This is a genomic window from Desulfovibrio sp. (assembly GCF_018379785.1).
Taxonomy (GTDB): domain Bacteria; phylum Desulfobacterota; class Desulfovibrionia; order Desulfovibrionales; family Desulfovibrionaceae; genus Desulfovibrio.
In genome coordinates this window covers 30,970-52,621 of record NZ_JAGZUV010000014.1, presented here as the reverse complement: position 1 = coordinate 52,621, position 21,652 = coordinate 30,970, and the positions used below count along the sequence as shown (strand labels likewise).

Annotated in this window: 19 protein-coding genes; 8 read left to right on the top strand and 11 right to left on the bottom strand. The window is 62.4% G+C overall.

The genetic code is table 11. From position 1 onward, the window contains the following. A partial coding sequence (locus KH208_RS04620; RefSeq protein WP_291434245.1) for a hypothetical protein occupies positions 1 to 187 on the bottom strand: 187 nt, incomplete at its 3' end. Here KH208_RS04620 and KH208_RS04615 point away from each other — a divergent pair. From KH208_RS04615 to KH208_RS04595, 5 genes are all read left to right on the top strand, one after another. Then, positions 186 to 1,331 carry a hypothetical protein gene (locus tag KH208_RS04615; RefSeq protein WP_291434243.1) on the top strand — a complete coding sequence of 382 codons (1,146 nt, stop codon included), beginning with the start codon at positions 186 to 188 and terminating at the stop codon, positions 1,329 to 1,331. The genes KH208_RS04620 and KH208_RS04615 overlap by 2 nt on opposite strands. A gap of 19 nt (positions 1,332 to 1,350) precedes the next feature. Beyond that, positions 1,351 to 2,991: a glycosyltransferase family 9 protein gene (locus KH208_RS04610; protein WP_291434241.1), complete on the top strand. Its 1,641-nt coding sequence runs from the start codon at positions 1,351 to 1,353 to the stop codon at positions 2,989 to 2,991. A gap of 101 nt (positions 2,992 to 3,092) precedes the next feature. After that, a complete protein-coding gene (locus tag KH208_RS04605) occupies positions 3,093 to 3,698 on the top strand; it encodes a hypothetical protein (protein ID WP_291434239.1) in 606 nt (201 codons plus the stop codon). Between the two features lie 82 nt (positions 3,699 to 3,780). Then, complete coding sequence (locus tag KH208_RS04600) at positions 3,781 to 4,104, top strand: hypothetical protein (RefSeq protein ID WP_291434237.1); 324 nt, start codon at positions 3,781 to 3,783, stop codon at positions 4,102 to 4,104. 944 nt (positions 4,105 to 5,048) lie between these two features. Continuing rightward, positions 5,049 to 5,423 carry a helix-turn-helix domain-containing protein gene (locus KH208_RS04595; protein WP_291434236.1) on the top strand — a complete coding sequence of 125 codons (375 nt, stop codon included), beginning with the start codon at positions 5,049 to 5,051 and terminating at the stop codon, positions 5,421 to 5,423. Positions 5,424 to 5,566: 143 nt separating this feature from the next. On the opposite strand, the gene thiE is transcribed toward KH208_RS04595, so the two are convergent. Next, positions 5,567 to 6,235, bottom strand: a complete 669-nt coding sequence (gene thiE, locus KH208_RS04590; protein ID WP_291434234.1) for a thiamine phosphate synthase — start codon at positions 6,233 to 6,235, stop codon at positions 5,567 to 5,569. An 11-nt stretch (positions 6,236 to 6,246) separates the two neighbouring features. Further along, positions 6,247 to 7,233, bottom strand: coding sequence for a DUF362 domain-containing protein (locus KH208_RS04585; protein WP_291434232.1), 987 nt, complete (start codon positions 7,231 to 7,233; stop codon positions 6,247 to 6,249). Positions 7,234 to 7,390: 157 nt separating this feature from the next. Between KH208_RS04585 and KH208_RS04580 the strand changes: the two genes are divergently transcribed. Next, a complete protein-coding gene (locus tag KH208_RS04580) occupies positions 7,391 to 10,054 on the top strand; it encodes a mechanosensitive ion channel domain-containing protein (protein ID WP_291434230.1) in 2,664 nt (887 codons plus the stop codon). Positions 10,055 to 10,127: 73 nt separating this feature from the next. Next, positions 10,128 to 10,478 (top strand): cupin domain-containing protein, encoded by a 351-nt coding sequence (locus tag KH208_RS04575; RefSeq protein WP_291434229.1) that lies wholly within the window; start codon positions 10,128 to 10,130, stop codon positions 10,476 to 10,478. 101 nt (positions 10,479 to 10,579) lie between these two features. Here the strand turns inward: KH208_RS04575 and KH208_RS04570 are convergent, their stop codons facing one another. From KH208_RS04570 to hemB, 7 genes are all read right to left on the bottom strand, one after another. Continuing rightward, positions 10,580 to 11,401 carry a hypothetical protein gene (locus KH208_RS04570; RefSeq protein ID WP_291434228.1) on the bottom strand — a complete coding sequence of 274 codons (822 nt, stop codon included), beginning with the start codon at positions 11,399 to 11,401 and terminating at the stop codon, positions 10,580 to 10,582. Positions 11,402 to 11,584: 183 nt separating this feature from the next. Beyond that, a complete protein-coding gene (gene aldA, locus KH208_RS04565; protein ID WP_291434227.1) occupies positions 11,585 to 13,018 on the bottom strand; it encodes an aldehyde dehydrogenase in 1,434 nt (477 codons plus the stop codon). After that, a complete protein-coding gene (locus tag KH208_RS04560) occupies positions 13,005 to 13,691 on the bottom strand; it encodes a tyrosine-protein phosphatase (protein ID WP_291434225.1) in 687 nt (228 codons plus the stop codon). Before KH208_RS04560 ends, aldA begins: the two co-directional genes overlap by 14 nt. A 348-nt stretch (positions 13,692 to 14,039) precedes the next feature. Next, positions 14,040 to 15,461 (bottom strand): D-serine/D-alanine/glycine transporter, encoded by a 1,422-nt coding sequence (gene cycA / locus KH208_RS04555; RefSeq protein ID WP_291434223.1) that lies wholly within the window; start codon positions 15,459 to 15,461, stop codon positions 14,040 to 14,042. A 231-nt stretch (positions 15,462 to 15,692) separates the two neighbouring features. Continuing rightward, the gene (locus tag KH208_RS04550) at positions 15,693 to 16,193 is read right to left on the bottom strand and encodes an AsnC family transcriptional regulator (protein WP_291434221.1); all 501 of its coding nucleotides are present in this window, start codon (positions 16,191 to 16,193) and stop codon (positions 15,693 to 15,695) included. Positions 16,194 to 16,234: 41 nt separating this feature from the next. Then, complete coding sequence (gene ahbD / locus KH208_RS04545; protein ID WP_291434219.1) at positions 16,235 to 17,410, bottom strand: heme b synthase; 1,176 nt, start codon at positions 17,408 to 17,410, stop codon at positions 16,235 to 16,237. Then, on the bottom strand, positions 17,410 to 18,399 hold the full coding sequence (gene hemB, locus KH208_RS04540) for a porphobilinogen synthase (protein ID WP_291434217.1): 990 nt from the start codon (positions 18,397 to 18,399) through the stop codon (positions 17,410 to 17,412). The genes ahbD and hemB overlap by 1 nt, the downstream gene beginning before the upstream one ends. 618 nt (positions 18,400 to 19,017) lie before the next feature. Between hemB and KH208_RS04535 the strand changes: the two genes are divergently transcribed. Beyond that, positions 19,018 to 20,340: a DUF6056 family protein gene (locus tag KH208_RS04535; RefSeq protein WP_291434247.1), complete on the top strand. Its 1,323-nt coding sequence runs from the start codon at positions 19,018 to 19,020 to the stop codon at positions 20,338 to 20,340. Between the two features lie 126 nt (positions 20,341 to 20,466). On the opposite strand, the gene ahbC is transcribed toward KH208_RS04535, so the two are convergent. After that, a complete protein-coding gene (ahbC, locus tag KH208_RS04530) occupies positions 20,467 to 21,648 on the bottom strand; it encodes a 12,18-didecarboxysiroheme deacetylase (protein WP_291434215.1) in 1,182 nt (393 codons plus the stop codon). Positions 21,649 to 21,652 lie beyond the last annotated feature (4 nt).

Sequence of the window (21,652 nt, the reverse complement as noted above, 5' to 3'; positions counted from 1 at the left end):
GGCGGGGCTTTTTTTCTTCCTTCCGCCCTGTCGGCAATTTGTCGCGCGCCGTCCCGGCCGCGCGGCCCTTCGCCGCGCGAGGCCCGTGCCGCGTCGCTTGCCGGGCATTGGCACTGTACTTGCTTCGTTCTTTTCGCGCGGCAGGCCCGAAGCCCGTCTTCATTCGCCGCCGCAGGAGGAAGAGCATGTCACAGTCCGCATGGTTGATCCGGCCCCCGGCCGAGCAGCAGCAAAATCCGGCTTCCGCCGCGCCCCAGCGCCGCGCCCCGGCCGCCCCGACCACCCCGGCGGGCGGCGGCGTCTCGCCCTTTGCCGCCCTGATGGCCGGCCAGGAAAAAAAGGGCGCGGACAAAAGCGCCCTTGCGGCCGCCCGGCCGCAGGAAACGGGCAGCACTCTGCAATTGCGCAATCCCGTCCTGGCCGGACGCTCGCCCAGCGATCTCGTGCGCGCTCAGACCTTTACCAAGGCCCAGGCCGATCTGCGCCAGACCCAGGCCATGGAAGGGCTGATGCAAAGCGTTTCCGGCGGGGATTCGCCCCTGGATCTGGCCCGCAACATGGGCATGGCCCGGCATCTGCGCAGCATGACCAACACGTTTGAAGGCCGCCTGAACGGGCTGAGCATGGGCGATTTCATCCATACCCGGTCCGGCGCGGGACGCGCCCGGCGCGCCACGGCCCGGACAGAAGAGAGCGACGGCCTGGGCCGGCTTTCCGCCCGCTTCGAATCCGGCGGCGACGGCATCGCGGCCATCGGCTATGACCGCAACGGCGGCACGTCCTACGGCAAATACCAGATCGCCTCGCGTGTGGGCAGCATGAAGAATTTTCTGGAATTCCTGGACGGCGAGGCGCCGGACATTTCCCAGCGCCTGCGCAAAGCGGGACCGGCCAACACGGGCAGCCGCCGAGGCGGCATGCCCGACGCCTGGCGGAGCATCGCCAAGGAACAGCCGGAACGTTTTGAGGCCCTGCAGGAAGGCTTCATCCGCGAGAGCCACTACAAGCCCGCCGTGGAGGCCATTGCGGAACGCACCGGCCTGGAAGCCGGCAAACTCTCACCGGCCATGCGGGAAGTGATCTGGAGCACCGCCGTGCAGCACGGCCCGGCGGGCGCGGCCCGCATTTTCGACCGGGCCGACGACCTCAGCGGCAAGCCCACGGACCCGGCATATGAACGCAAGCTCATCAGCAACGTCTACAAGCTGCGCGCCGGGCAGTTCGGCTCATCCACCAGCGAGGTGCAGGCGGCGGTGCATAACCGTTTCCGACAGGAAAAGACCCTGGCCCTGAACATGCTGGACGGCGGCGGGCGCACCGCCCTGGCCTGAGGCGCGGGGGCGGCACGGCATGAGCGCTGACGTTCTGCTTCTCAACCTGACCCGTTTCGGAGACCTGCTGCAAAGCCAGCCCCTGATTCAGGACCTGCACGACAGCGGCCACCGCGTGGGCCTGGTCTGCCTGGACAATTTCGCCGCCGCCCTGCCTCTGCTGCGCCATGTGGACGCGGCCTGGCCCCTGCCCGGCGCAAAGCTCATGGCCGCGCTGGACCGCCACTGGCAGACGGCGGCGGCGGCCCTGCTGGATCTGGCCCGGCGCATCCGCGAGGAGGCCCGGCCGAGCCGGGTCGTCAATCTGACGCCCAGCCTGCCGGGCCGCCTGCTGGCAAAACTGCTGGCCCCCTCGCCGGAGGCCGTGCTGGGCTTCGGCCTGGACGCCGAAGGTTTCGGCGTCAACCGGGGCATCTGGTCCTCGTTTCTGAGCGGGGCCACTCTGCGCCGCCTGAACGCGCCCTTCAATCTGGTGGACATGTTCCGCATGGTGGGCGCGCCCCTGTGCGCCCCCGGCATTGCCGCGCGCCCGGGGCTTTTCAGCCTGCAAACGCCCCCGGCGGAGGCCCTGGCGCACGTCGACGCCCTGCTGGCCGAGCCTGAAAATCCGCCCGAGGGCGGCCGTGTTCAGGGATTTGTCGCCCTGCAGCTGGGCGCCAGCGAGGCCCGGCGGCAATGGCCCACAGCGTATTTCGCGGCTCTGGGCGACCGGCTCTGGCACGAGGCGGGCCTCTGCCCGGTATTGCTGGGCGCGCCCGCCGAGAGCCCGCTGGCCCAGGAGTACGCGGCCCGCGCCCGCGCTCCCTTCGTCAATGCCGTGGGACGGACAAATATCCCCCAACTGGCGGCCCTGCTGACCAGAACGCGCCTGCTGGCCACCAACGACACCGGCACCATGCACTTGGCCGCCGGTCTGGGCCTGCCCTGTCTGGCCTTTTTTCTGGCCACGGCCCAGCCCTGGGACACCGGCCCCTATCTGCCCGGCTGCTGCTGCCTGGAACCGGCCCTGGCCTGCCACCCCTGCCCGTACAATCAGGCCTGTCCGCACGACCAGGCCTGCCTGGCGCGCATCAGCCCGCGCCGCGCGGGCGATCTGATTCTGGCGCGCCTGGAAAGCGGGGACTGGCAGGCGGGCCTGAGCCCGGAACTTTGCCGCGAAGCCCGCGTCTGGCTGACGGAAACCGATGAGCTCGGCTTCGCCCGCGTGCGCAGCCTTTCCGGGCATGAGCGCGAGGACCGCAGCCTCTGGCTCAACCGCCAGCGCCTATTCTGGCGTCATATTCTTGACGACCTGGAAAGCACCGCGGACGGCGCGCACGGCCGGACGGCGCGGGCGGAAGCCCGGACGCCGGACGCCCCGCCCTGCTCCCCGGCCTTTGCCGCGCGGGTGGCCCCGGTACTGGACCAGGCCGCGCGCCTGCTGGACATGCTGGCCGAGCAGGGGCGTCTGACGGGCAAATCCCCCAGGGCAGGCCAACTTTTTCTGCTGAATTGCGAGCGCTTGCAGAATCTTCTGGACGCCTGCCCGCCCCTGGCCTCCCTGGGCTATTTCTGGCGCGAGCTGCGGCAGGCGCGCGGCGGCCGCATGGACGAGCTGCTGCGCTTTGTGGGCCTGCTGGCCGGGCATTTGCGGCGCTGGGCCGCGAACATGGCGATTTGAACCGTAATTCATTGTAATTCCTGATTTGGCACATGCCTTGCAATACTAAAGGCACGCAACGTATCGGCAAATAATTCCCCGTGGGGAGCAAGGAGGGCTGTATGATTATTGTTGACGGTTGCAAAAGCGATAAGGAAATTTCCAACTTCGCCAACCTGGAAGAAGTGCTGACTACCCTGATGGACGACGAAAAAATGGATGACCGGGTGGTCACCGATGTTTTCGTGAATAATGAAAGTTTTTCGGAAATCTACCCCCACCAGGCCGAGGATGTGTCCTGCGACACCATCACCTCGGTGGAGGTGCGCTCTGTGCCCGCCGCCGAACTGGCCGTGGACATGTCGGCTGAAATGGGCAAGGTGGCCCGGATGATGGGCAGCGGCGCGCGCAATGTGGCCCGCCTGTTCCGCGAAGCCTCGGACACCGACGCCCTGGAGCTGTTCCAGGATCTGCTGGACGTGACCCGCGACTTCATGGGCATGCTCGGCGTGCTGCGCGAGCGCTATCTCGGCGGCGCTGATGAGGAATTCACCCGCAAGGCCGAAAAGCTGGCCGAGCTGCTTTCCGAAATGAGCGACGTGCTGGAAAACGAAGACTGGATTCTGCTGGCCGACCTGCTGGAATACGAATTCCTGCCCCTGTGCGGCGAATGGCAGGAAGTCAGCGGGCACCTGCATGAGCAGATGGTCAAACGCGTCGCGCAATAGCCGCTGATTTACAAGACAAACCGCCCGGAACGGGCCGGGGCTGTACATGCCCGGCCGCCAGGGGCGGGAAAAAGGAGTGCCCATGAGTCAGGGACTATGCCTGCTGGACCAGGCTTTGGATCTTGCCCGCCAGGAAAAGCTGGCGTTGGAGGACGGAGCCTATGACAGGGCAGTGGAACTGGCGGAGCGGCGCAACGAGGTCACCAGTATGGCATGGCACCTGCTGGAATCCGGCAGCACCGACCAGTACAGGAACCGCCTCATCGAACTTACCCGGCTTCAGGAGCATCTGGCCGATCTCGCCGCCAAGGCGCAGGAGGTCATCCGTGCAAGCCTGCAACGCTCGCGACGGGAAAAACAGCGCATGCGGGGCTACCACCAGGCGGTGGGCCAGGCCCTGCAATAAATCGGCACCCTGCAACGGGAACGACGATGCCCCGGCCTCCAGACGGAAGCCGGGGCTTTTTGCGCGGCAACGGCTGACGCAACGCGCCCACAGGCCCAGGGTCATTCCGCCGGATAAGGTATTCCGGGCCCTGCGGGCACAGTGGCTTTACGCCTCCCGGCGTTTGGGCCGCCTGCGCGGCGCACGGCAGGGGGCCGGGGACGGCTGTCCCCAGGCCCCCTGCAACCCCCTGCCCCTGCTGTGCGCCGCAACGCGTTGGCGCGGCGTCCCACGGGTCTTGCTCGCGGGGCTCGCTGCGCCCCGAAATCGCCGCACGTCAATTTCCGGGAGCGAAAAACGTTTTGACTCCAAGCCCAGCCGCCAATGGCAATTGCGCGGCGCGGAGGGAGACCGCCTGAGCGTAGCAAAGGAAGCTCCCGCAGCAAAAGCCGCGCTGCCCTCGCAGCTCACGCGGAGGAAAGGGGTTGCGCGCAAGCCGTTGCCGCGCCAGCGGCTTGCTTGAGCCGTTCACGACGAAGCCGTGTTACGGATCAAAACAGCAATGACAGGCGGCCCAAACGCCGGGAGGCGTAAAGCCACTGTGCCCGCAGGGCCCGGAATACCTCATCCATACGACAAGCCCACTAAAACTAGGCTCTGCCCTCATTATCACTCTGGCTGCGGGCGGGGAACGGATTGCCCCTGCCCGCCCCGCCTTGCTTTATCCCAGGCCTTCGGGCATATTCTCCACAGGTGCTGATAACACCTTTCCCTAGGCGGACCCGCCGCCGACACACGCGGGGTTGCGCTTGCGCTGCAAGTGCAACCGTCTTTCCGCGTACGCTGTCGGGAGTGCGGTGAATACAACACCTCCTCGTGGGGGAATAAACCCGCTGTCCTAGGGCAGTTATCAGCTCCCGGCAATTGCTTTCGGCAATCGCCAACCAGCTACGCCGGAGAGCGCCATGTCTGAAACGCCCGCCCCATATGGCTTCCCGCCACAAAGAGATTTTGCCTCGCAATACCGCCGCGTTTTTGAGGCCGCCGCGTGCAGGACGCGGGCGGAACTGGCTGTTGCCCTGGGTATCCGGCTATCGGCCGTTTCCGACGCCGAGCGGCGCAAGGCCGTGCCGTCCGATTGGCTCATAACGCTTTTCGAGAAAAAACGGATCAATCCTGAATGGGTACGCACGGGACTGGGCGGCAGAATGGCGTGGACCACGGATGAGACCGGCGTCAGCCCCGCTTCCGCCGCCGTCACAAGCAGACCGGCGACGGAATGCACGACTGAAGACCTGCTGGCGGAAATTATGCGCCGCGCGTTGAAAAGCGTCGGCTAGAGCCTGTTGACACTATAGAATTTTTGTTCGCCCGCAAGGAAGATAAGCCTGTTTTGAGGGAGTGTACTCTTTTGGTGCTCGACCGAAAAAGCAGGTGAAATCTGACGTAGCGAGCGGGCAAAAAGGCATAGTGTCAACAGGCCCTAGCGGGCCGCCGGTGTGCCGTCCGGGCCGAGCCCTTGCTTCATGGCCCGGCGCACCGCCTCCACCTTGGCGTGGATGTCCTGCGCGCCCACCAGTTCCGAGACCAGGGCGCAACAGCGCGCGCCGTGGCGGGCCACCTCCGCGATATTGTGCTCCTTGATGCCGCCGATAGCCACAAAAGGCAGCTCAATGTTGCGCGCCACCCACTCCAGATAATCGAAGCCCACCGGGTCCACCACATCTTCCTTGGTCTGGGTGGCGAAGATGGGCCCCACCCCGATGTAGTCCGCGCCCGCGTTCACGGCGGCCACGGCCTGCTCCGGCGTGTGGGTGGACAGGCCGATGAGCATGTCCGGCCCCACCAGGCGGCGCACCTCGGGCACGGGCAGGTCTTCCTGGCCGATGTGCACGCCGTCGGCCCCCACCAGCATGGCAATGTCGATGTGGTCGTTGACGATGAAGCAGGCCCCGGCCCTTTCGGTCAGGCGGCGCAGCAGGCGGCATTCCTCAAGCATCTTGCCGGCTTTGAGCTTTTTTTCCCGGTATTGCAGAATGCGCACCCCGGACTCCAGCAGGGCTCCGGCCACCACGGCCAGGGGGCGGCCCAGGGAAAGGCGCGAATCGGTCAGGGCGTAGATGTCGGTCCGGCCGGGCAGAATGGCGGGCATGGCGGTCTCCTTCAGGGTTTGCACGCAGCCCAAAGGCGGCGCACGCAGCTTTTCACAAAGCGTGCCGGGTGAAACGAGGTATGGGCCAGTTCACGCGGCAGTTCAAAGCCGCGCGCGTCGAAATCACAGGGCCGCAGCAACGGGTATTCCGCGCGCCAACCGGCTGTGGCGCAGCCCTCGGCCTTACGCCGCTCCAGAGCCGCGCCCAGAGGCGTCTGGGCGGGCGCCAGGCCCAGCACGGCGCAGAGGGCTTCGTCCAGGGCCACGGCGGACGGGCTCGCGCCGATGAGCCCCAGGGCGAAAGGCCGCCCCCGGCTGGGGCCGGTGACGTGCATGGCCCGCACGCCGTCGGCCAGTGCGGCCACCGGCGGCAGGGCCGCCCAGAGCGCGGCCAGGCAGTCCGCGAAACAGCCGGGGTCGCGCCCCTCGCGGGCATGGACAAAGGCCTTGCGCAGGCCGCTGACGCAGCCGAAACAGTTTTTTACCGCCAGGGTGAGCAGCATCTGGCTGTGGGCCTTGACCCTGGGCACGGAGAGGATCAGGTCGCACTCCAGGGCCCGCCGGGCCACCATGAAGCGCGCGCCGCGCCTCCCAGGAGCTTCGGGCAGGGGCAGGCGCACGGGCACGGGCCGGTCCAGGGCGCGCACCTGGAGCTTCAGGGGCCGCAGGGCCGCTTCCAGGCCGATCTTGCGGGCCACGTCCTCGGCACGGCCGAAACCCGGCGAATCGGCCACCTCCACCCTGGCCCCCCGCTCCAGCAGCCAGGCGCAGGCAGCGGCCGTCACTTCGGGAGCGGCGCAGGCCAGAGACCGGGCGGTGAGCAGATTAGGCTTGACCAGCACGCGCAGGCCCGCGCCCACGCGCGGCCCGGCGCTCTCCAGAACCTGGAACACGGCCTGCCGAAGACGCGGCGCGGCGTAGTCCGGGCAGGACAGCAGAGCCACGGGCAGGCCGCGCTCCACAGGGACGCGGGGCGCGGCAGGAGGGATGTCGGTCATGCGGCGACTATGCCGTCAGGGGCCCGATTTGTAAAGACAATCATCCTTCCGCGCAGCTCCGCGCCCCCCTCCCGCCGGCCGGGGGCGCTCTTTTCAAGCCGCCCCTCTTGGCGTAGAGATAGACAAGCGCACGAAGCGCGGACCATAAGGATATACCATGCGCCATTATTGTTTTTCGCTCATAGTTTCGTTCTGTCTGCTGGCCCTGCCTGCTCTGCCCGGCCTGCCTAACCCGGCCGTGGGCCCGGCCCTGGGGGCCGCGTCCCAGGCCACGGCCCCCAAGGCCGCCAAAGCCGAAAAAAAAGCCGCGCCCCAGGCCGAAAAAAAGGACAAGGCCGCCAAAGCCGAGGACGCGGACAAGGGGAAAGCCGACGACGCCGCGCCGGACCAGAAAGCCGAGGACGCCAAAGCCGAGGAAAAGCCCGCGCTCCCGGAGCACGACCCCTGGGAAATGGTTTGGGCCGGCCAGCGCGGCATGCTCAATGAAATCAAGGAAACCGCCGCCAAGCTCAGCGACAGTTTCGCCGATCAGGCCGCCAATCTGACGGGAAGGGTCCAGCCCTTTGAAGAGGAAGCCCGCCGCCTTCTGGTGCTGACCAATACCTTCAAAAACTGGCCCAATCCCATGGAAGCCGTGAGCCGCCGCATCACGGTCACGGTCAACCAGCTGAATGAAGTGCTGGAGCCGGTCATGCTGGCCCGCTCCGAGGCACAGGGCCTGCTGGAGCGCGTCAACTACATGGCCGACAGCCTGCCCGAGGATATGCACGACGGGCGGCTGAGCGCGGAAATGCAGAGCTACATTCAGGACATCGGCCAGGCCCGGCTGCGCCTTGCCGCCGTGCTGGCCCAGTATGATTCGGCCCTGGCCCCTTCCCTGGCCCTGCTCAAGCGCCTGGAAAAAACCCAGGAGAACATCAGCGCCCAGCTGCCGTCGCTCTGGAAAGATTATTATCTGCAAAGCCCGGTGCCCTATCTCAGCCCCCAGGCCTGGGCCGATTTCGGCCAGCAGATGCTCAATTCCTACCAGGGAATGATGCTGCGCCTGCCCGTGGAAATGCCGGTCACGCCCGCCCAATGGGGCACGGCGGTGCTGCGCTTCGTCATCTGCCTGCTGTTCACCGGCGTGCTCAGCCTGCTGCTCTACAAACGCTGGATCAGCCGCAGCGCCAATCCCGCCAGCCGCCACATTTTCCGTGTCAGCCTGCCCTGGCTCTGCCTGGGCCTCTCCCTGCTGGGCAGCTCCCTTTCGGCCTCGGGAGAGTTTTTCCGTCTCTTTCTGGCCCTGGGCAATCTGTCCATCATCCTGGGCCAGGTCTTTCTGGCCTGGGATCTGCGCCTGCTGAAATACCCGGATGTGGAGCAGCAGCCCGCGCCCTTCAGACGGCTGATGCCCCTGACCCTCTGCGCCTACGCCCTGCTCTACCTGCCGCTGACCAAACCGCTGGTGCTGGTGATCTGGATGGGCCTGGTCATCGCCTCCCTGGCCTGGCGGCGGCGCTGGACCAAGGGGGACTACGGCTCACTGCAACTGGAAACCAGCGTGCTGGACGGCGATTCCATTGTGCTCTGGCTCTGCCTGCTGCTGGCTATTTCCGGCCTGCATATCTACAGCATGGCGCTCTACCTGCTCTTTGTCTCCTGCTCCCTGGCCCTGGAACTCAGCCTGGGCGGCATGGCCCTGATCAGCAACGTCAACGAGCATCTGCCCAAGGAAGGCGCGCGCGCCGCCCTGGCCCGCCTGCTGGTGGCCCTGGCCGCGCCCGTGGTGCTGGTGGTGGCTGTGGTGGGCGTGCTGCTCTGGGTGGGCACCCTGCCCGGCGGCATGTATCTGCTGAGCGAATACGTGCTCAAGGGCGTGAACGTGGGGGCCACCCAGTTCAACATCGTCCAGATTCTGCTGATCATCAGCGTATTCTATCTCACGCGCACGGCCGTCGCCATGGGCTCGCGTTTTCTGGCGAAGCTGCCGAAACAGGGCCTGCAGATCGACGCCACCCTGATTCCGCCCATGCAGACAGCCTTCACCTACGCGGTATGGGCCATCTTCGGCCTGTTCGTGCTGCGGGCTCTGGGCATGGAGCTGAGCAATCTGGCCATGGTGGCCGGCGGCCTTTCCGTGGGTATCGGCTTCGGCATGCAGACCATCGTGAACAACTTCCTCTCCGGTCTGATCCTGATCTTCAGCCGCACGCTCCAGGCCGGGGATGTGGTGGAAGTGGGGGGCACCACGGGCCGGGTGCGCAAAATCAGCGTACGCGCCACCATGGTGGAAACATTCGACAATGCCCTCATCTACGTGCCCAACTCCGAATTCGTGGCCAGCCGCCTGATCAACTGGACGCGCAACAGCCGCACCGTACGGCGCGAAATCACCGTGGGCGTGGCCTACGGCTCGGATACGGCTCTGGTCATGAAGCTCTTGCTGGCCATAGCCAACGGCCACGAAAACGTGCTCAAATACCCCACGCCCACGGTCACCTTCAATGATTTCGGGGCCAGCACCCTGGATTTCGTGCTGCGCTTCTGGGTCAAGGATTATGACGTGGGCGTGTCCACTTCATCGGACATGCGCCTGGAAATCGAAAAACAGTTCCGCCAGCACCGCATTGAGGTGGCCTTCCCGCAGCTGGACGTGCATATCAAGGACATGCCGCCGCGTGTCAGGGCCCCGCAGGCCCCGGCCCGCGTCCGGGCGGGACGGCCCACTCGACGGCCGCGCCGCCGTCCGGCCGCCGCGCCAGCCGGGGAAAATGCCGCCGGAACAAGCGTGCAAGCTGAAAAAGAAACCGAGGAGAAGGACGTGCCGCAGACCGCCTGAAGCCTTTCGGCATCCAGGATGTCAACGTGCTCCGGGGGCTGCCCCCCACCCGCAACCGTCAAAGGAGGCCGCAATGATCCGCCGCGCCCAGGAACGTGAAACGTGTGACAAAACCATGTTCGGCGGGCCGGGTATGGCCCATTTCACCAAACTCCTGAACGAAACGGAATTCGAGGACAAAGGACGGCTGTACAACCACGTCCTGCTCCGGCCCGGCGACGCCGTGGGCAAGCACCGCCACAACGGCGACTTTGAGGTTTTTTTCATCCTCAAGGGCGAAGGGCTCTATGACGACAACGGCTGCGAAACCACGGTCAGGGCCGGTGATGTGACCATCTGCCGCCACGGCGAGGAACACGCCCTGCTCAATAACGGCCCGGACGACCTGGAAATGATTGCCCTGATTCTCTATGCCGGAAAATAAAAGTGGCGCAGGCGAAGGAGGCGGCCTCAGGGCATTTCAACTTTGAAGTGCTCCAAGGCCGCCTCTTTCGCATTTTACGGCTCAAACCGTCAGCGAACGGCTCAGGCGGCTTCGGCCTTTTTCTTCTTTTTCCGGTTGACCACCCAGCCGACCAAACCGCCGACCAGGCCGCCGATCAGCGCGGCCAGCACCAGCTTGCCCGCAAAGGAATCCAGGTACGACGCCCAGGGCACGCTGTGATCGATATTCAGTTCCTTGAGGATTTCCCCGGCGTGGGCTTTGGCCGCGTCCAGTTGCGCAGCCATGTTCTCGGCCGGGTTGAGAATCTGGTACTGGTTGACGATGACCAGTTTCCCCTGAGCCAGCAGATAACTGGAAATCACGGCCTGCTTGTCCACTTCCCGCTGCCCGCCCGCGCGGCTCACCTGGTCCATGACCGCCATAAAGGAAAGGCTGGTGTCGCTGGTGTCGAAAACGCCCAGCGTGTCAATCTCGCCGATGCTCATGCTGCCGTCGCCGGCCTTGCCCAGTACCTTGTTGATCTTCTTTTTAAGCGTTGTCTTCAACTGCTCCTGCGCCTTGGCGATGCCTTTTTTTACCTCGGCGAAATCCTTTACGCTCAGATTTTTGTCCGCAAGCGGCCGCAATGTGGAAATGATGAAATATTTTTCCAGGCGCTGCCCGTTGGGGTCCACGAACTTTTTGTGGCTTTCCTCGTCCACGTAAAGCGCCAGGATCTGCATGTTTTTGGGCGAAATCCCGGTCAGGAATCTGCGCACGCTGAGATAGGGTTCCTTGTCGCCTGGCAGATAGCCTTGCGGCACGGTGTAGCTGATGCTCTCGCCCCCGATGGACAGGCTGGCCGCATGGGCGGTCCCGGCCAGCAGCAGACAGACGGCGCAGGCGAACAGAATTTTTTTCATGACGGTTTTTCCTTTTCCGGCAATGAGGGGATGGCGGGGCACGCGTGAGGCGCGCTCCACTGTTGGACAGCAACGTCGATGCGCATCAGAACCCACCGGCGCGGTTTCTTGGCCTTGCGGCACGCACCCGGCGCGGAGGTTCCATAACATGCGCGCCGGGCGATGTTATTTTTGAAGCCGCCCTCAATACTGGATATACGCCACGTGCGTCTGCAGATATTCCAGAAGACCGTGCTTGCCGTCAGCGCCGCCGATGCCGGACTTGCGCCAGCCCGCATGGAAGCCCTGCATGCCTTCGAAGTTTTCGCGGTTGACGTAGGTCTCGCCGAACTTGAGCCGGTTGACGGCCTCCATGGCCAGGGAAACATTGCGCGTGTAGATGGAGGAGGTCAGGCCGTATTCGCAGTCGTTGGCCAGGGCAATGGCCTCGTCGAAATCGCGGAAGGTCAGCATGGGCAGTACCGGCCCGAAGATCTCCTTGCGCACGATTTCCATGTCCTGGCGGCAATTGCGCAGGAGCGTGGGCGTGTAGAAATAGCCCGTCTTCCTGTCTGCGGGCGCGCCGCCCGTGACCGCCTCCGCGCCGTCGGCCCTGGCCCGGCGGACCATGCCCTCAATTTTCGCCAATTGCTCGGCATTGATCTGGCTGCACATGTCCGGCGCGGGCTCGTCAAAGGGGTCGCCCAGGCGCACGGCTTCAAAAGCCTTGACCAGTTTTTCCGCAAAGGCGTCGGCAATGCTCTCGTGCACATAGACCCGCTCGGCGCAGTTGCAGACCTGGCCGCTGAAGATCACCCGCGAGGCCGTGACGGCCTTGGCCGCCAGATCCAGGTCCGCGTCCGCGCAGACGATGGCCGGGGCCTTGCCGCCCAGTTCCAGGGAAACCTTGGTGATGTTGGCCGCGCCGGCCGCGATGATGCGCTGCCCGGCCTCCACGCTGCCGGTGAGGGACACCATGTCGGTCAGCGGGCTCTTGGCCAGGGCCTCGCCCAGGCGCGCCCCGCCGCCGGTAACCACGTTGAGGATGCCCCTGGGCAGATCAAGCCCGGCGGCGATCTTGGCGAATTCCATGACCGTGACCGGGGCCACGCTGCTGGGTTTGACCACCACGGTACACCCGGCCAGCAGGGACGGGGCCACCTTGCGGGCCGTGACGAAGAGCGGGAAATTCCAGGGGCAGATGCCCGCCACCACGCCGATGGGCTGGCGGTAAAGCAGAATGTTTTCGCGCGGGCGGTCGCTCTGGATGGTCTCGCCTTCGTAGATCCGAGCCCAACCCGCGTAGTAGTCGAAATACTCGGCGGTGAAATCCACTTCCACCTGGGCCAGGGGCAGGGTTTTGGCCTGTTCCTCGGCCAGGATGGCGGCCAGTTCGGTTCGACGCCCGCGAATGCCCTCGGCCAGTTTTTTCAGCGCCGTGGCGCGTGTGGGCGCGGGCAGCGCGGCCCAGGCGTCCTGCGCGGCGCGCGCGGCCTCCAGCGCGGCCTGGGCGTCTTCCGCCCCGCCGTCCGGCACCTGGGCCATGATTTGGCCGCTGGAAGGATTTTCCACATCAATCATGCCCTCGCCGGGCCTGCTGACCAGTTCGCCGTTGATGAATTGTTTATACGTGCGCATGGGCGTTCTCCTTGAAAAGGTTTTCGATATGAACGAGGGCGGCACCCCGTTGGAGCGCCGGAACGGCGGCCGTGCTTTGCTTTTTGAAAATCCGGGCCCGGATGGCCGCGATATCCGCCGTGTCTATTCTCCGCGTGATATTGACCCAGACGGCATGAAAGCCGTAGCCGCCCTCAAGCATTTCCTTCTTGGCCTGTTCCTTTGTCCAGCCCTGAAAAACCACCCGGTACATGGCCATGATCAGGCCCGTCCTGTCCGCACCGTGCCGACAGTGCACCAGGATGGGCTTGGGCGCGTCGTGGATGACGCGCAATGCGCTGATGATATCCTCATCATGGGTGTTCCAGGAGCGCATGGGCACATTTCTGAGCAGCAGGTCCGCGCTCTTGTCCAAGGCTCCATCCCTGTTGGTGGAGCGCAGAGACAGAACGGTTTTGACGCCCAGATTTTCCGCGCTGCGCAGGCCCGCTCCCTCGGGCTGGCCGGAGCGATAGACTTCGGAATTCACCCGGTAAAGATTGGGCAGCCCCTCCGCCCGCACGGGCTCGGCCCATCGGCTGTCCCTCTGGACGGCCTCGGCCCGGGAATCATGTACGTTTGCGGCGTGCGGCGCGTATCCGGCGGCCGCCGCAAACAGCAGCAACAATACCATCGCTTTTGCCAAAAACCGCATCTGTCTCTCCCGCCGGGCTCGCGCCCGGCCCGCATTTTCGATTTTGAGGCAGGCATGCTTTGAAACTGTGTCCGGGTTCAAAGCATGCGCGGTCCTCAAGCCGCGGCGAGAATGCGGTCCCGCCTTATTTGCGAACATACCTCCAGAGCGGCAAAGCCGTAAAGAGCGCGGCACCCCTCAAACGATAATCCCCAATCCCCGGTTCCGCAGTTCCGTGATTCCGTAGCTCCGTGATTCCGTGGTTCGCCGCTTTTCAGACGGGCAGCGGACGGGACACGAAGCCGGGGAATTATTACAGTCCGGGCCTGCGGCAACTTCGAACGTGTCAATTCTTAACGTTACTCCGCTCTATGGCCGGGTATTTTCCTTCCTGTAGCTGATGTGGTTCTTGCGACTGCAATAATAGCCGACGCCCAGGACGATAAACCAGAGAGGCGTGGCCAGCAGCGCCATTCTGGTATCGTGCTCAAGCGCCATCAGGACAAGGATGCCGATAAAGAACGCCAGGACCGCCCCGCAGGAAAACACGCCGCCGGGCAGCCTGAACTTCGATGCCGCATGGCGCTCGGGATGTTTCTTGCGATACACATAATAGGCCACCATGATCATCGACCAGATGAAAACAAAGCACACTGACGAAACCGACGTCATAATCGTGAATGCGGACATGATGGTGGGCATGATGATCAGCATGGACGCGCCGAGCAACAGGCAGATACAGGAAAACAGCAGCCCGTCGGCGGGCACCCGGCGGGACGAAAGCCTGCCGAATCTCCGTGGGGCCACTCCTACCAGCCCCAGGCCGTAAAGCATGCGGCTTGTGGAATAGATGCCGCTGTTTGCCGAGGATGCCGCGGACGTCAGCACCACAAAATTGATGATGCTGGCCGCGGCCGGAACGCCCACGGCCACAAAGGTGTTCACAAAGGGGCTGCTCTGGCTGTCGATATCCGACCAGGGCGTGATGCACATGATGGCCAGCAGCGCGAAGACATAGAAGAAGACGATACGGTAAGGAATGGTGTTGATGGCCCTGGGCAGGCTGGTTTCAGGGTCCTTGGCTTCCGCGGCGGTGGTGCCGATGAGCTCAATGCCGACAAAGGCGAACAGGGCGATCTGGAAACCGGCGAAAAATCCGAGAGCGCCCTTGGGGAACCAACCCCCATACTCCCACAGGTTCGCCACGGAAGCCGTGTGCCCGGAAACGGAAGAAGTGAACCCCGTAAGCACCATGTACACGCCCACGGCGATAATGACCAGGATGGCCATTACCTTGATGGAAGCGAACCAGAACTCCAGTTCGCCAAACAGGTTCACGGAAACGAGATTCAGGCCCATGATCAGGAGCACTACCAGAATCGACGGAATCCAGACGGATATGGCCGGAAACCAGAAGTGAAAGTATGAGGTGATGGCGATGACGTCCGCCGTGCCTGTCACCACCCAGCAGAACCAGTACGTCCATCCGACAAAAAAACCCGCCCACGGGCCGATGATGTCCTCGGCCATGTCCATGAAGGATTTGTAGCGCAGGTTGGAAAGCAGCAGTTCGCCCATGGCGCGCATGGCCAGATAGATGAACGCGCCGATGATCATGTAGACAAAGACGATGGACGGCCCGGCGAGATTGATGGTCTTGCCCGAACCCATGAAAAGGCCGGTGCCGATGGCGCCGCCGATGGCAATAAGCTGGATATGCCTCTGACTCAAACCACGCTTGAGCGCGTGCGGTGGATCCTGCCCGTCGGGGTTGACATGATGCTCGCTCATTCTGTTTTTCCTCAATGGCGGCAATCGGTTGTCACCCTCCCGTCTTAAGCATGCCAAACTGCCGGAGATAGGTCGAGAAAAAAATCCGGCGCAAGGACGCTTTCCGTCATCGCGATGACGGAAAGCGTCCTTGCGCCGGAGTGCGATTGCGGCTTCGGGCTCCGGGCTAGGGGCTGATCGTGAAAATTTCGGGCACAATTTATGCGCGAAATTTTCACCGACTCACAGCGGCTACGCCTCGTCCCCCATGCGGAAATCCACGCGGATCTTGTACAGCTTGGTGGCCGGCAGATTGAGAATGCTCACGCCGGTGCGCGCGCTGATGCCGTCCAGAACGGCCCGGCTCTCCTCGCGCGAAGGGCTGATCAGGGTGAACCAGACGTTGTAGCTGTGCTCGCGCAGATAATTATGGGTCACGCCGGGCTGGGCGTTGACCTCGGCAATAAAGGCGTCCAGCTTGTCCTCGGGCACCTTGGACGCGCAGAGCGTGGACACGAAGCCCAGTTTGGCGGATTGGAAATTGGCTCCCAGTCGGCGGATGATCTTGCGGCCGCGCAAAGCCCGCACCCGCTCCAGAGCTTCCTCCTCAGGGATGCCCAGGCGTTGCCCCAGCTCGGCATACGGCCGGGATACGAGTGGAAAGTCCGTCTGGATGATGTCCAGCAGATGTCTGTCCACGCTGTCCATCTGACCGGCGGCATTGTCCGTGATGCCGCGGCTCTGCTTATCCATGCTGCGATCCTGCTGTTTGACTGTTATCTTGTTGTCCGGATTCAGCGTGTCTTCATTTTCGAGGGCACGTAGGTGCACAGGGGCTCAGGCCCCATATGGTCGCCGCTCATGCTCCGGGCGCGGGCCCGGCAGCCGCCGCAAACCTTGTGGAACTCGCAGACGCCGCATTTGCCCGTGTAACAGGACTGGTCGCGGAACTGACGAAAGTATTCGCTCTTGCGCCAGATCTCCGGGAAGGGCATTTCGCGCACATTGCCGCAATTCAGCTCCAGATACCCGCAGGGCTGCACCTGGCCGGTATGGCTGATGAAGCAGAAACCCGTGCCGCCCAGACAGCCCCTGGTCATGGCGTCCATGCCGAAGGTTTCCGGCGTGACGCTCAGGCCTTCCTCATGCGCGCGCTGGCGCATGATCCGGTAATAGTGCGGCGCGCAGGTGGCCTTGAGGTGCATGTTTGTGCCCTTGCGGAAATCATACAACCAGTGCAGCACGTCCTCGTATTCCTGTGCGGTGATGACCTGATCCGCCAAGCCCGAGGCCCGGCCCATGGGCACCAGCAGAAAGATATGCCAGGCCGCCGCGCCGATGCGCTCGCAGAGCTCGAAGATCTTCTTGAAGCTGCTCAGGTTGTTGCGGGTCACCGTGGTGTTGATCTGAAAGGGCACGCCCACGTCCTTGAGATAGCCGATGCCGCGCATGCTGTCCTCAAACGCGCCGGGCACGCCGCGAAAGGCGTCGTGACTGGCCGCGTCGGCCCCGTCGATGGAAATGGAGCAGCGCTCCACGCCCGCCTCTTTGATCCGGCGGGCGCTTTCCGGGGTGATCAGGGTGCCGTTGGGCGAAAAGGCGCAGGTCAGGCCCTTGGAGTGGGTATAGGCCACCAGTTCGTAGACGTCCGGCCGCATCATAGGATCGCCGCCGGTGAAGATGATGATGGGATTGCCCACCTGAGGAAACGTGTCGATGAGCGCCTTGGCCTCGTCCGTGGACAGCTCGCCGGGATACGGCTCTGGGTGGGCCTCGGCCCGGCAGTGCTTGCAGGCCAAGTTGCAGGAGCGGGTCACTTCCCAGGCGACCAGACGGCAGACCGGGCTGCCGTCTTCCAGAACGCGGGCGGGCATGCCCGGCGCATTGCCGGGCTCACTCCCCGGATGGCCGCCGGGATGGCCTTTAGGCATGGCTCCCGGATGCCCGCCGTGTTGCTCGTGTCCGTGCATCAGCGCGCCAGCCTTTGCCTTAGGATTTCCTCGGCGAAATAGGTGATGATCATGTCCGCGCCCGCCCGTTTGAGGCCCAGCAGGCTTTCCAGCATGACCGCGCGCTCGTCGATCCAGCCGTTGAGCCCGGCCGCGCGGATCATGGCGTATTCGCCGCTGACCTGATAGGCGCAGAGCGGCACTTCCACATGCTCGCGCACCAGGCGGATGATGTCCCCGTACGGACCGGCGGGCTTGACGATGAGCGCGTCCGCGCCTTCGGCCAGATCCGCGCGAACTTCAATGAGCGCCTCGCGGGCATTGCCGGGGTCCATCTGATAGGACTTGCGGTCCCCGGCGGCCGGGGCGGATTCCGCCGCGTCGCGGAAAGGACCGTAATAGGCAGAGGCGTACTTCACGGCATAGGACATGATGGGCAATTCCTTGAGGCCGCCCTCGTCCAGGGCCGCGCGGATAGCCGCCACCCGCCCGTCCATCATGTCCGAGGGGGCCACCATGTCCGCCCCGGCGGCCGCGTGGCTGACGGCCGTCTTGGCCAGCAGGGGCAACGTGGGATCATTGAGCACCGCGCCGTCGGGCATCAGCACGCCGCAGTGGCCGTGGCTCATGTATTCGCAGAGGCAGACGTCGGTGATGACGATGAGCTTGGGCCAGCGCTCCTTGAGGCGGCGCACGGCCTGCTGCACAATGCCGTCCTCGGCGTAGGCCGAGCTGGCTTTTTCATCTTTTTCAGCCGGAATGCCGAAGAGCAGCACGGACATCAGGCCCGCGTCCACGGCCTTTTCCACCTGCTTTTCCAGTTCAGCCAGAGAGAGCTGGTACTGGCCGGGCATGGAAGCCACTTCCTTGCGGAAGGATGCGTCTTCGGTTTCCACCACAAAATAGGGCATGATCAGGTCTTCCACCAGCAGGGGCGGAGTTTCGCGCACCAGGGTGCGGAGTTCCGGGGTCCAGCGCAGCCGACGGCCGCGATGAAATGTCTGGGACATAGCAGATACCTCGTATAAAATTTCCGCAGTTGCGGTCATTGACGTCCTTTTCAGGATAACGCAAAATTCTCTGAGGGGAAAGTATGTCCAGTTGCGGGCGATTACTGACATACAGAGAGATGTGGCAGCATGATGGCGTATCCCGGATATATCGGGAAAATCCCTTTCGTGTCCGCCCGCTCTTCTGAACCAGCGCTCCCAGAACTGATTCTCTTTGAAACGCCACACGGTTAAAAGGTGTCATTCCGGCAAAAAAACGCGGTTATCGCTACTGTCGATCCCCGTATGGCTCCGTTGTCGCCAACGGGGACAGCCCTTCGGGCTGCCTTCGGTCGCTTTGCCGGAATCCACACCCCTTCGTAGCGTGCCTCACCGTGTTCGGCGTTAGAGCATTTCAAAGATGAAATGCTTTAACGTTCTTCCGGCCTGCGACGAGCTCTTGACGGCGAGGTAAAATGTTAAAAAAAACTCTGGACAGCAACCCGTCCGCCAAATGTTGCCGCCAAACAAAAACAGCCTGATGTGATATCAAAATGGGAGGAACAATGAGAGAGAGAGAGAGAGAGAGAGAGAGAGAGAGAGAGAGAGAGAGAGAGAGAGAGAGATGTATACGTTTTTATCTTTATACTTCTTCTAACATACTTTCAGAGTAAATACATTGGTTTTTATCATGATGATTATGGATATGGTTCGCTTGTTTATGGTGTGACAGGGGAATACAGTGGTCGCGGACTTGCTGATATAATAGCCTTTTGCAAGGATCATTATATGAATTGGGGAGGACGTGTCCTCTTCTTTTTTTTTCAAATTCTGAGCATGAAGCTCGGTATGCAGGGCTTCATGCTTGTTCAGGCATTCGTTACGGGAACAGCGTTATTTTTTGCCTATAAAACAGTCCTGACCGTCGTCAACGATCATGAAAAAAACTGGTTATATGTTCTTTGCGTTCTACTGGGCAGCTATCTTCTTTTTTATCCGGACACATACAAAAATGCTCTTTTCTGGGCTTCTGCGTCCGTACTATACGTCTGGCCGTTATGCCCCCTAATGATCGGAATATACCTTGTCTATGCTTGGCATTTTCAGCATGCCCAGTCTTGTGGGCGCCTTTTTCTGATGGGTATGATGTTCTTTCTTGCGGGCTTTTCGCAGGAACAGATCATCTTGGCGGCAATCAGCTTTGCACCGCTGTTTCTTGTGAGTGCTTCTTCCATCAGCCAGTTCAGGATACTGAAAAAACCGCTTCTGACAGTGCAGTGTGCGGCATTGCTGGGCTCATGCTGCATGCTGGCGGCACCGGGAAATTTCAAAAGGCTTGCTTCCGGGCATGACGGAGGAATGCACACGCTGGCAGAATTGCCCGCAGTGACATGGGAACTTGTCCGGGATATGCTGCGGGCACCGGGGGCAGTGATCTGGCTACTTTCCCTAGCGGCGGCTCTGTTTCTGCTGCGGGGGACGGTCATTCGGCGCCTGCTGCCCTTCTTGGGAATGGCAGCCGCTACGCTTGCTATTTTCTACGTTATCCGCCTGCGTTATATCTCGCCCAGAATCTATTTCCCAGCCAGCTTTTTACTGGCCATATTCTGTAGCGGAGTTTTTCCTGTCCTTGTCTCTAAATACAGTAGTATGAAAAAATACGCGACGAAATTTGTACTAATGCTTCTTATGTTGGGGGTGCTGCATCATTCATATTATGTTATCTATGGATACTATTTAAACTATCCAACTGTCATTGCAAACGACATGAATTTTAAAAAAGCGGGAGAGCTCCCTACACCGCCCCATGAAGTCATTTTCTACAAATTACCGGCACGTTATTACCATGAATGTATGCCGTATGATAACAGACCATATATCGAAGCGTGGATCAAATCTTACTATGGTCTGCCAGCGACAACCATTATCCGCTATGAGGATTCCCCTATTGGAGTAGATTAACTTTGAGCATTGGCATTCTCAAAAATTTTAAGACGCTCACTCTGGCGCAAAACGACGCTCTGCCCCCTAATTTACACCGGGCAGAGCGTCGTAGTTCATTCGATTTGCAACAGGCAAATGCCTTACTTACAGGCCGATCTCTTCATCGGTGAGATAACACGCCGGATCCTGCGCCCATTCGTCGCCGTAAAAAGCCTCGGCCCGAGCCCGGAAGTTGCCGCCGCAGATGTTCAGATATTTACATTTCGCGCAACGCCCGCCCACATGGACCTTTTTGTTCTTGAGCTTGTGCAGCAGTTCGATGTCCGGGTCGTCCCAGATCCGGGAGAAGGGGCGCTCCAGCACATTGCCGAAGACGTGCTCGCGCCAGAACTGGTCGGCGTGCACCTTGCCGTCCCAGGAGATACAGCCGATGCCCCGGCCTGAATTGTTGCCCTCGTTATACTGCAACAATTCAAAGACTTCCTCGGCCCGCTTGGGGTCTTCGCGCTTCAGGCGCATCCAGACGTAGGGGCCGTCGGCATGGTTGTCCACGGTGAGAATTTCCTTGGGATGGCCCGCGTCGAACAGGGCGCGGGTTTCATCCATGATCAGGTCCAGCACGGCGCGGGTTTCGGCGTGATCCAGGTCTTCCTTGATCAGTTCCGAGCCCCGGCCCGAATAGACCAGATGGTAGAAGCAGGCACGCGGCACTTCCAGCTCCTTGAGCAGACGGAAGATGCCGGGAATTTCCGCCACATTGCGCTTGTTGATGGTGAAGCGCAGGCCCACCTTGAGGCCCTCGGCCTGGCAGTTGGCAATGCCCTGCAGGGCTTTTTTGAACGCGCCGGGCACACAGCGGAAATGGTCGTGCACGTCTTCCATGCCGTCCAGGGAAATGCCCACGTAGGAGAGGCCCACTTCTTTGAGTTCGCGCGCCTTCTGGGGCGTGATCAGGGTGCCGTTGGTGGAGACCACCGCGCGCATGCCCTTGCCGGTCGCATGGCTGGCCAGCTCCACCAGATCCTTGCGCACCAGGGGTTCGCCGCCGGAAAAAAGCATCACCGGCGCGCCGAAGGCCGCCAGGTCGTCGATCATGGCCTTGGCCTGTTCGGTATTGATATCATCCGTGCCGTCCACTTCCACGGCATGGGCATAGCAGTGCACGCACTTGAGGTTGCAGCGCTGGGTCATGTTCCAGACAATGACCGGTTTCTTGTCCTTGGAGAATTGCAGCAGATGCGAGGGCAGTTTGCCGGATTCACGGCCGTAGCGCAGTGCGTCCGAAGGTTCCACCTGTCCGCAGTACAGTTTTGAAATGCCTATCATGGAA

Excerpts from the sequence above, each read along its gene's own strand:
- thiE (WP_291434234.1), bottom strand. The coding sequence starts at position 6,235 with ATGCCCGCCATTCTGCCCGGCCGGACCGACATCTACGCCCTGACCGAT.
- KH208_RS04610 (WP_291434241.1), top strand. The coding sequence starts at position 1,351 with ATGAGCGCTGACGTTCTGCTTCTCAACCTGACCCGTTTCGGAGACCTG.
- KH208_RS04600 (WP_291434237.1), top strand. The coding sequence starts at position 3,781 with ATGAGTCAGGGACTATGCCTGCTGGACCAGGCTTTGGATCTTGCCCGC.
- KH208_RS04615 (WP_291434243.1), top strand. The coding sequence starts at position 186 with ATGTCACAGTCCGCATGGTTGATCCGGCCCCCGGCCGAGCAGCAGCAA.
- aldA (WP_291434227.1), bottom strand. The coding sequence starts at position 13,018 with ATGCGCACGTATAAACAATTCATCAACGGCGAACTGGTCAGCAGGCCC.
- cycA (WP_291434223.1), bottom strand. The coding sequence starts at position 15,461 with ATGAGCGAGCATCATGTCAACCCCGACGGGCAGGATCCACCGCACGCG.
- KH208_RS04580 (WP_291434230.1), top strand. The coding sequence starts at position 7,391 with ATGCGCCATTATTGTTTTTCGCTCATAGTTTCGTTCTGTCTGCTGGCC.
- KH208_RS04585 (WP_291434232.1), bottom strand. The coding sequence starts at position 7,233 with ATGACCGACATCCCTCCTGCCGCGCCCCGCGTCCCTGTGGAGCGCGGC.
- KH208_RS04605 (WP_291434239.1), top strand. The coding sequence starts at position 3,093 with ATGATTATTGTTGACGGTTGCAAAAGCGATAAGGAAATTTCCAACTTC.
- hemB (WP_291434217.1), bottom strand. The coding sequence starts at position 18,399 with ATGTCCCAGACATTTCATCGCGGCCGTCGGCTGCGCTGGACCCCGGAA.
- ahbD (WP_291434219.1), bottom strand. The coding sequence starts at position 17,410 with ATGCACGGACACGAGCAACACGGCGGGCATCCGGGAGCCATGCCTAAA.
- KH208_RS04550 (WP_291434221.1), bottom strand. The coding sequence starts at position 16,193 with ATGGATAAGCAGAGCCGCGGCATCACGGACAATGCCGCCGGTCAGATG.
- KH208_RS04575 (WP_291434229.1), top strand. The coding sequence starts at position 10,128 with ATGATCCGCCGCGCCCAGGAACGTGAAACGTGTGACAAAACCATGTTC.
- KH208_RS04595 (WP_291434236.1), top strand. The coding sequence starts at position 5,049 with ATGTCTGAAACGCCCGCCCCATATGGCTTCCCGCCACAAAGAGATTTT.
- ahbC (WP_291434215.1), bottom strand. The coding sequence starts at position 21,648 with ATGATAGGCATTTCAAAACTGTACTGCGGACAGGTGGAACCTTCGGAC.
- KH208_RS04570 (WP_291434228.1), bottom strand. The coding sequence starts at position 11,401 with ATGAAAAAAATTCTGTTCGCCTGCGCCGTCTGTCTGCTGCTGGCCGGG.
- KH208_RS04560 (WP_291434225.1), bottom strand. The coding sequence starts at position 13,691 with ATGCGGTTTTTGGCAAAAGCGATGGTATTGTTGCTGCTGTTTGCGGCG.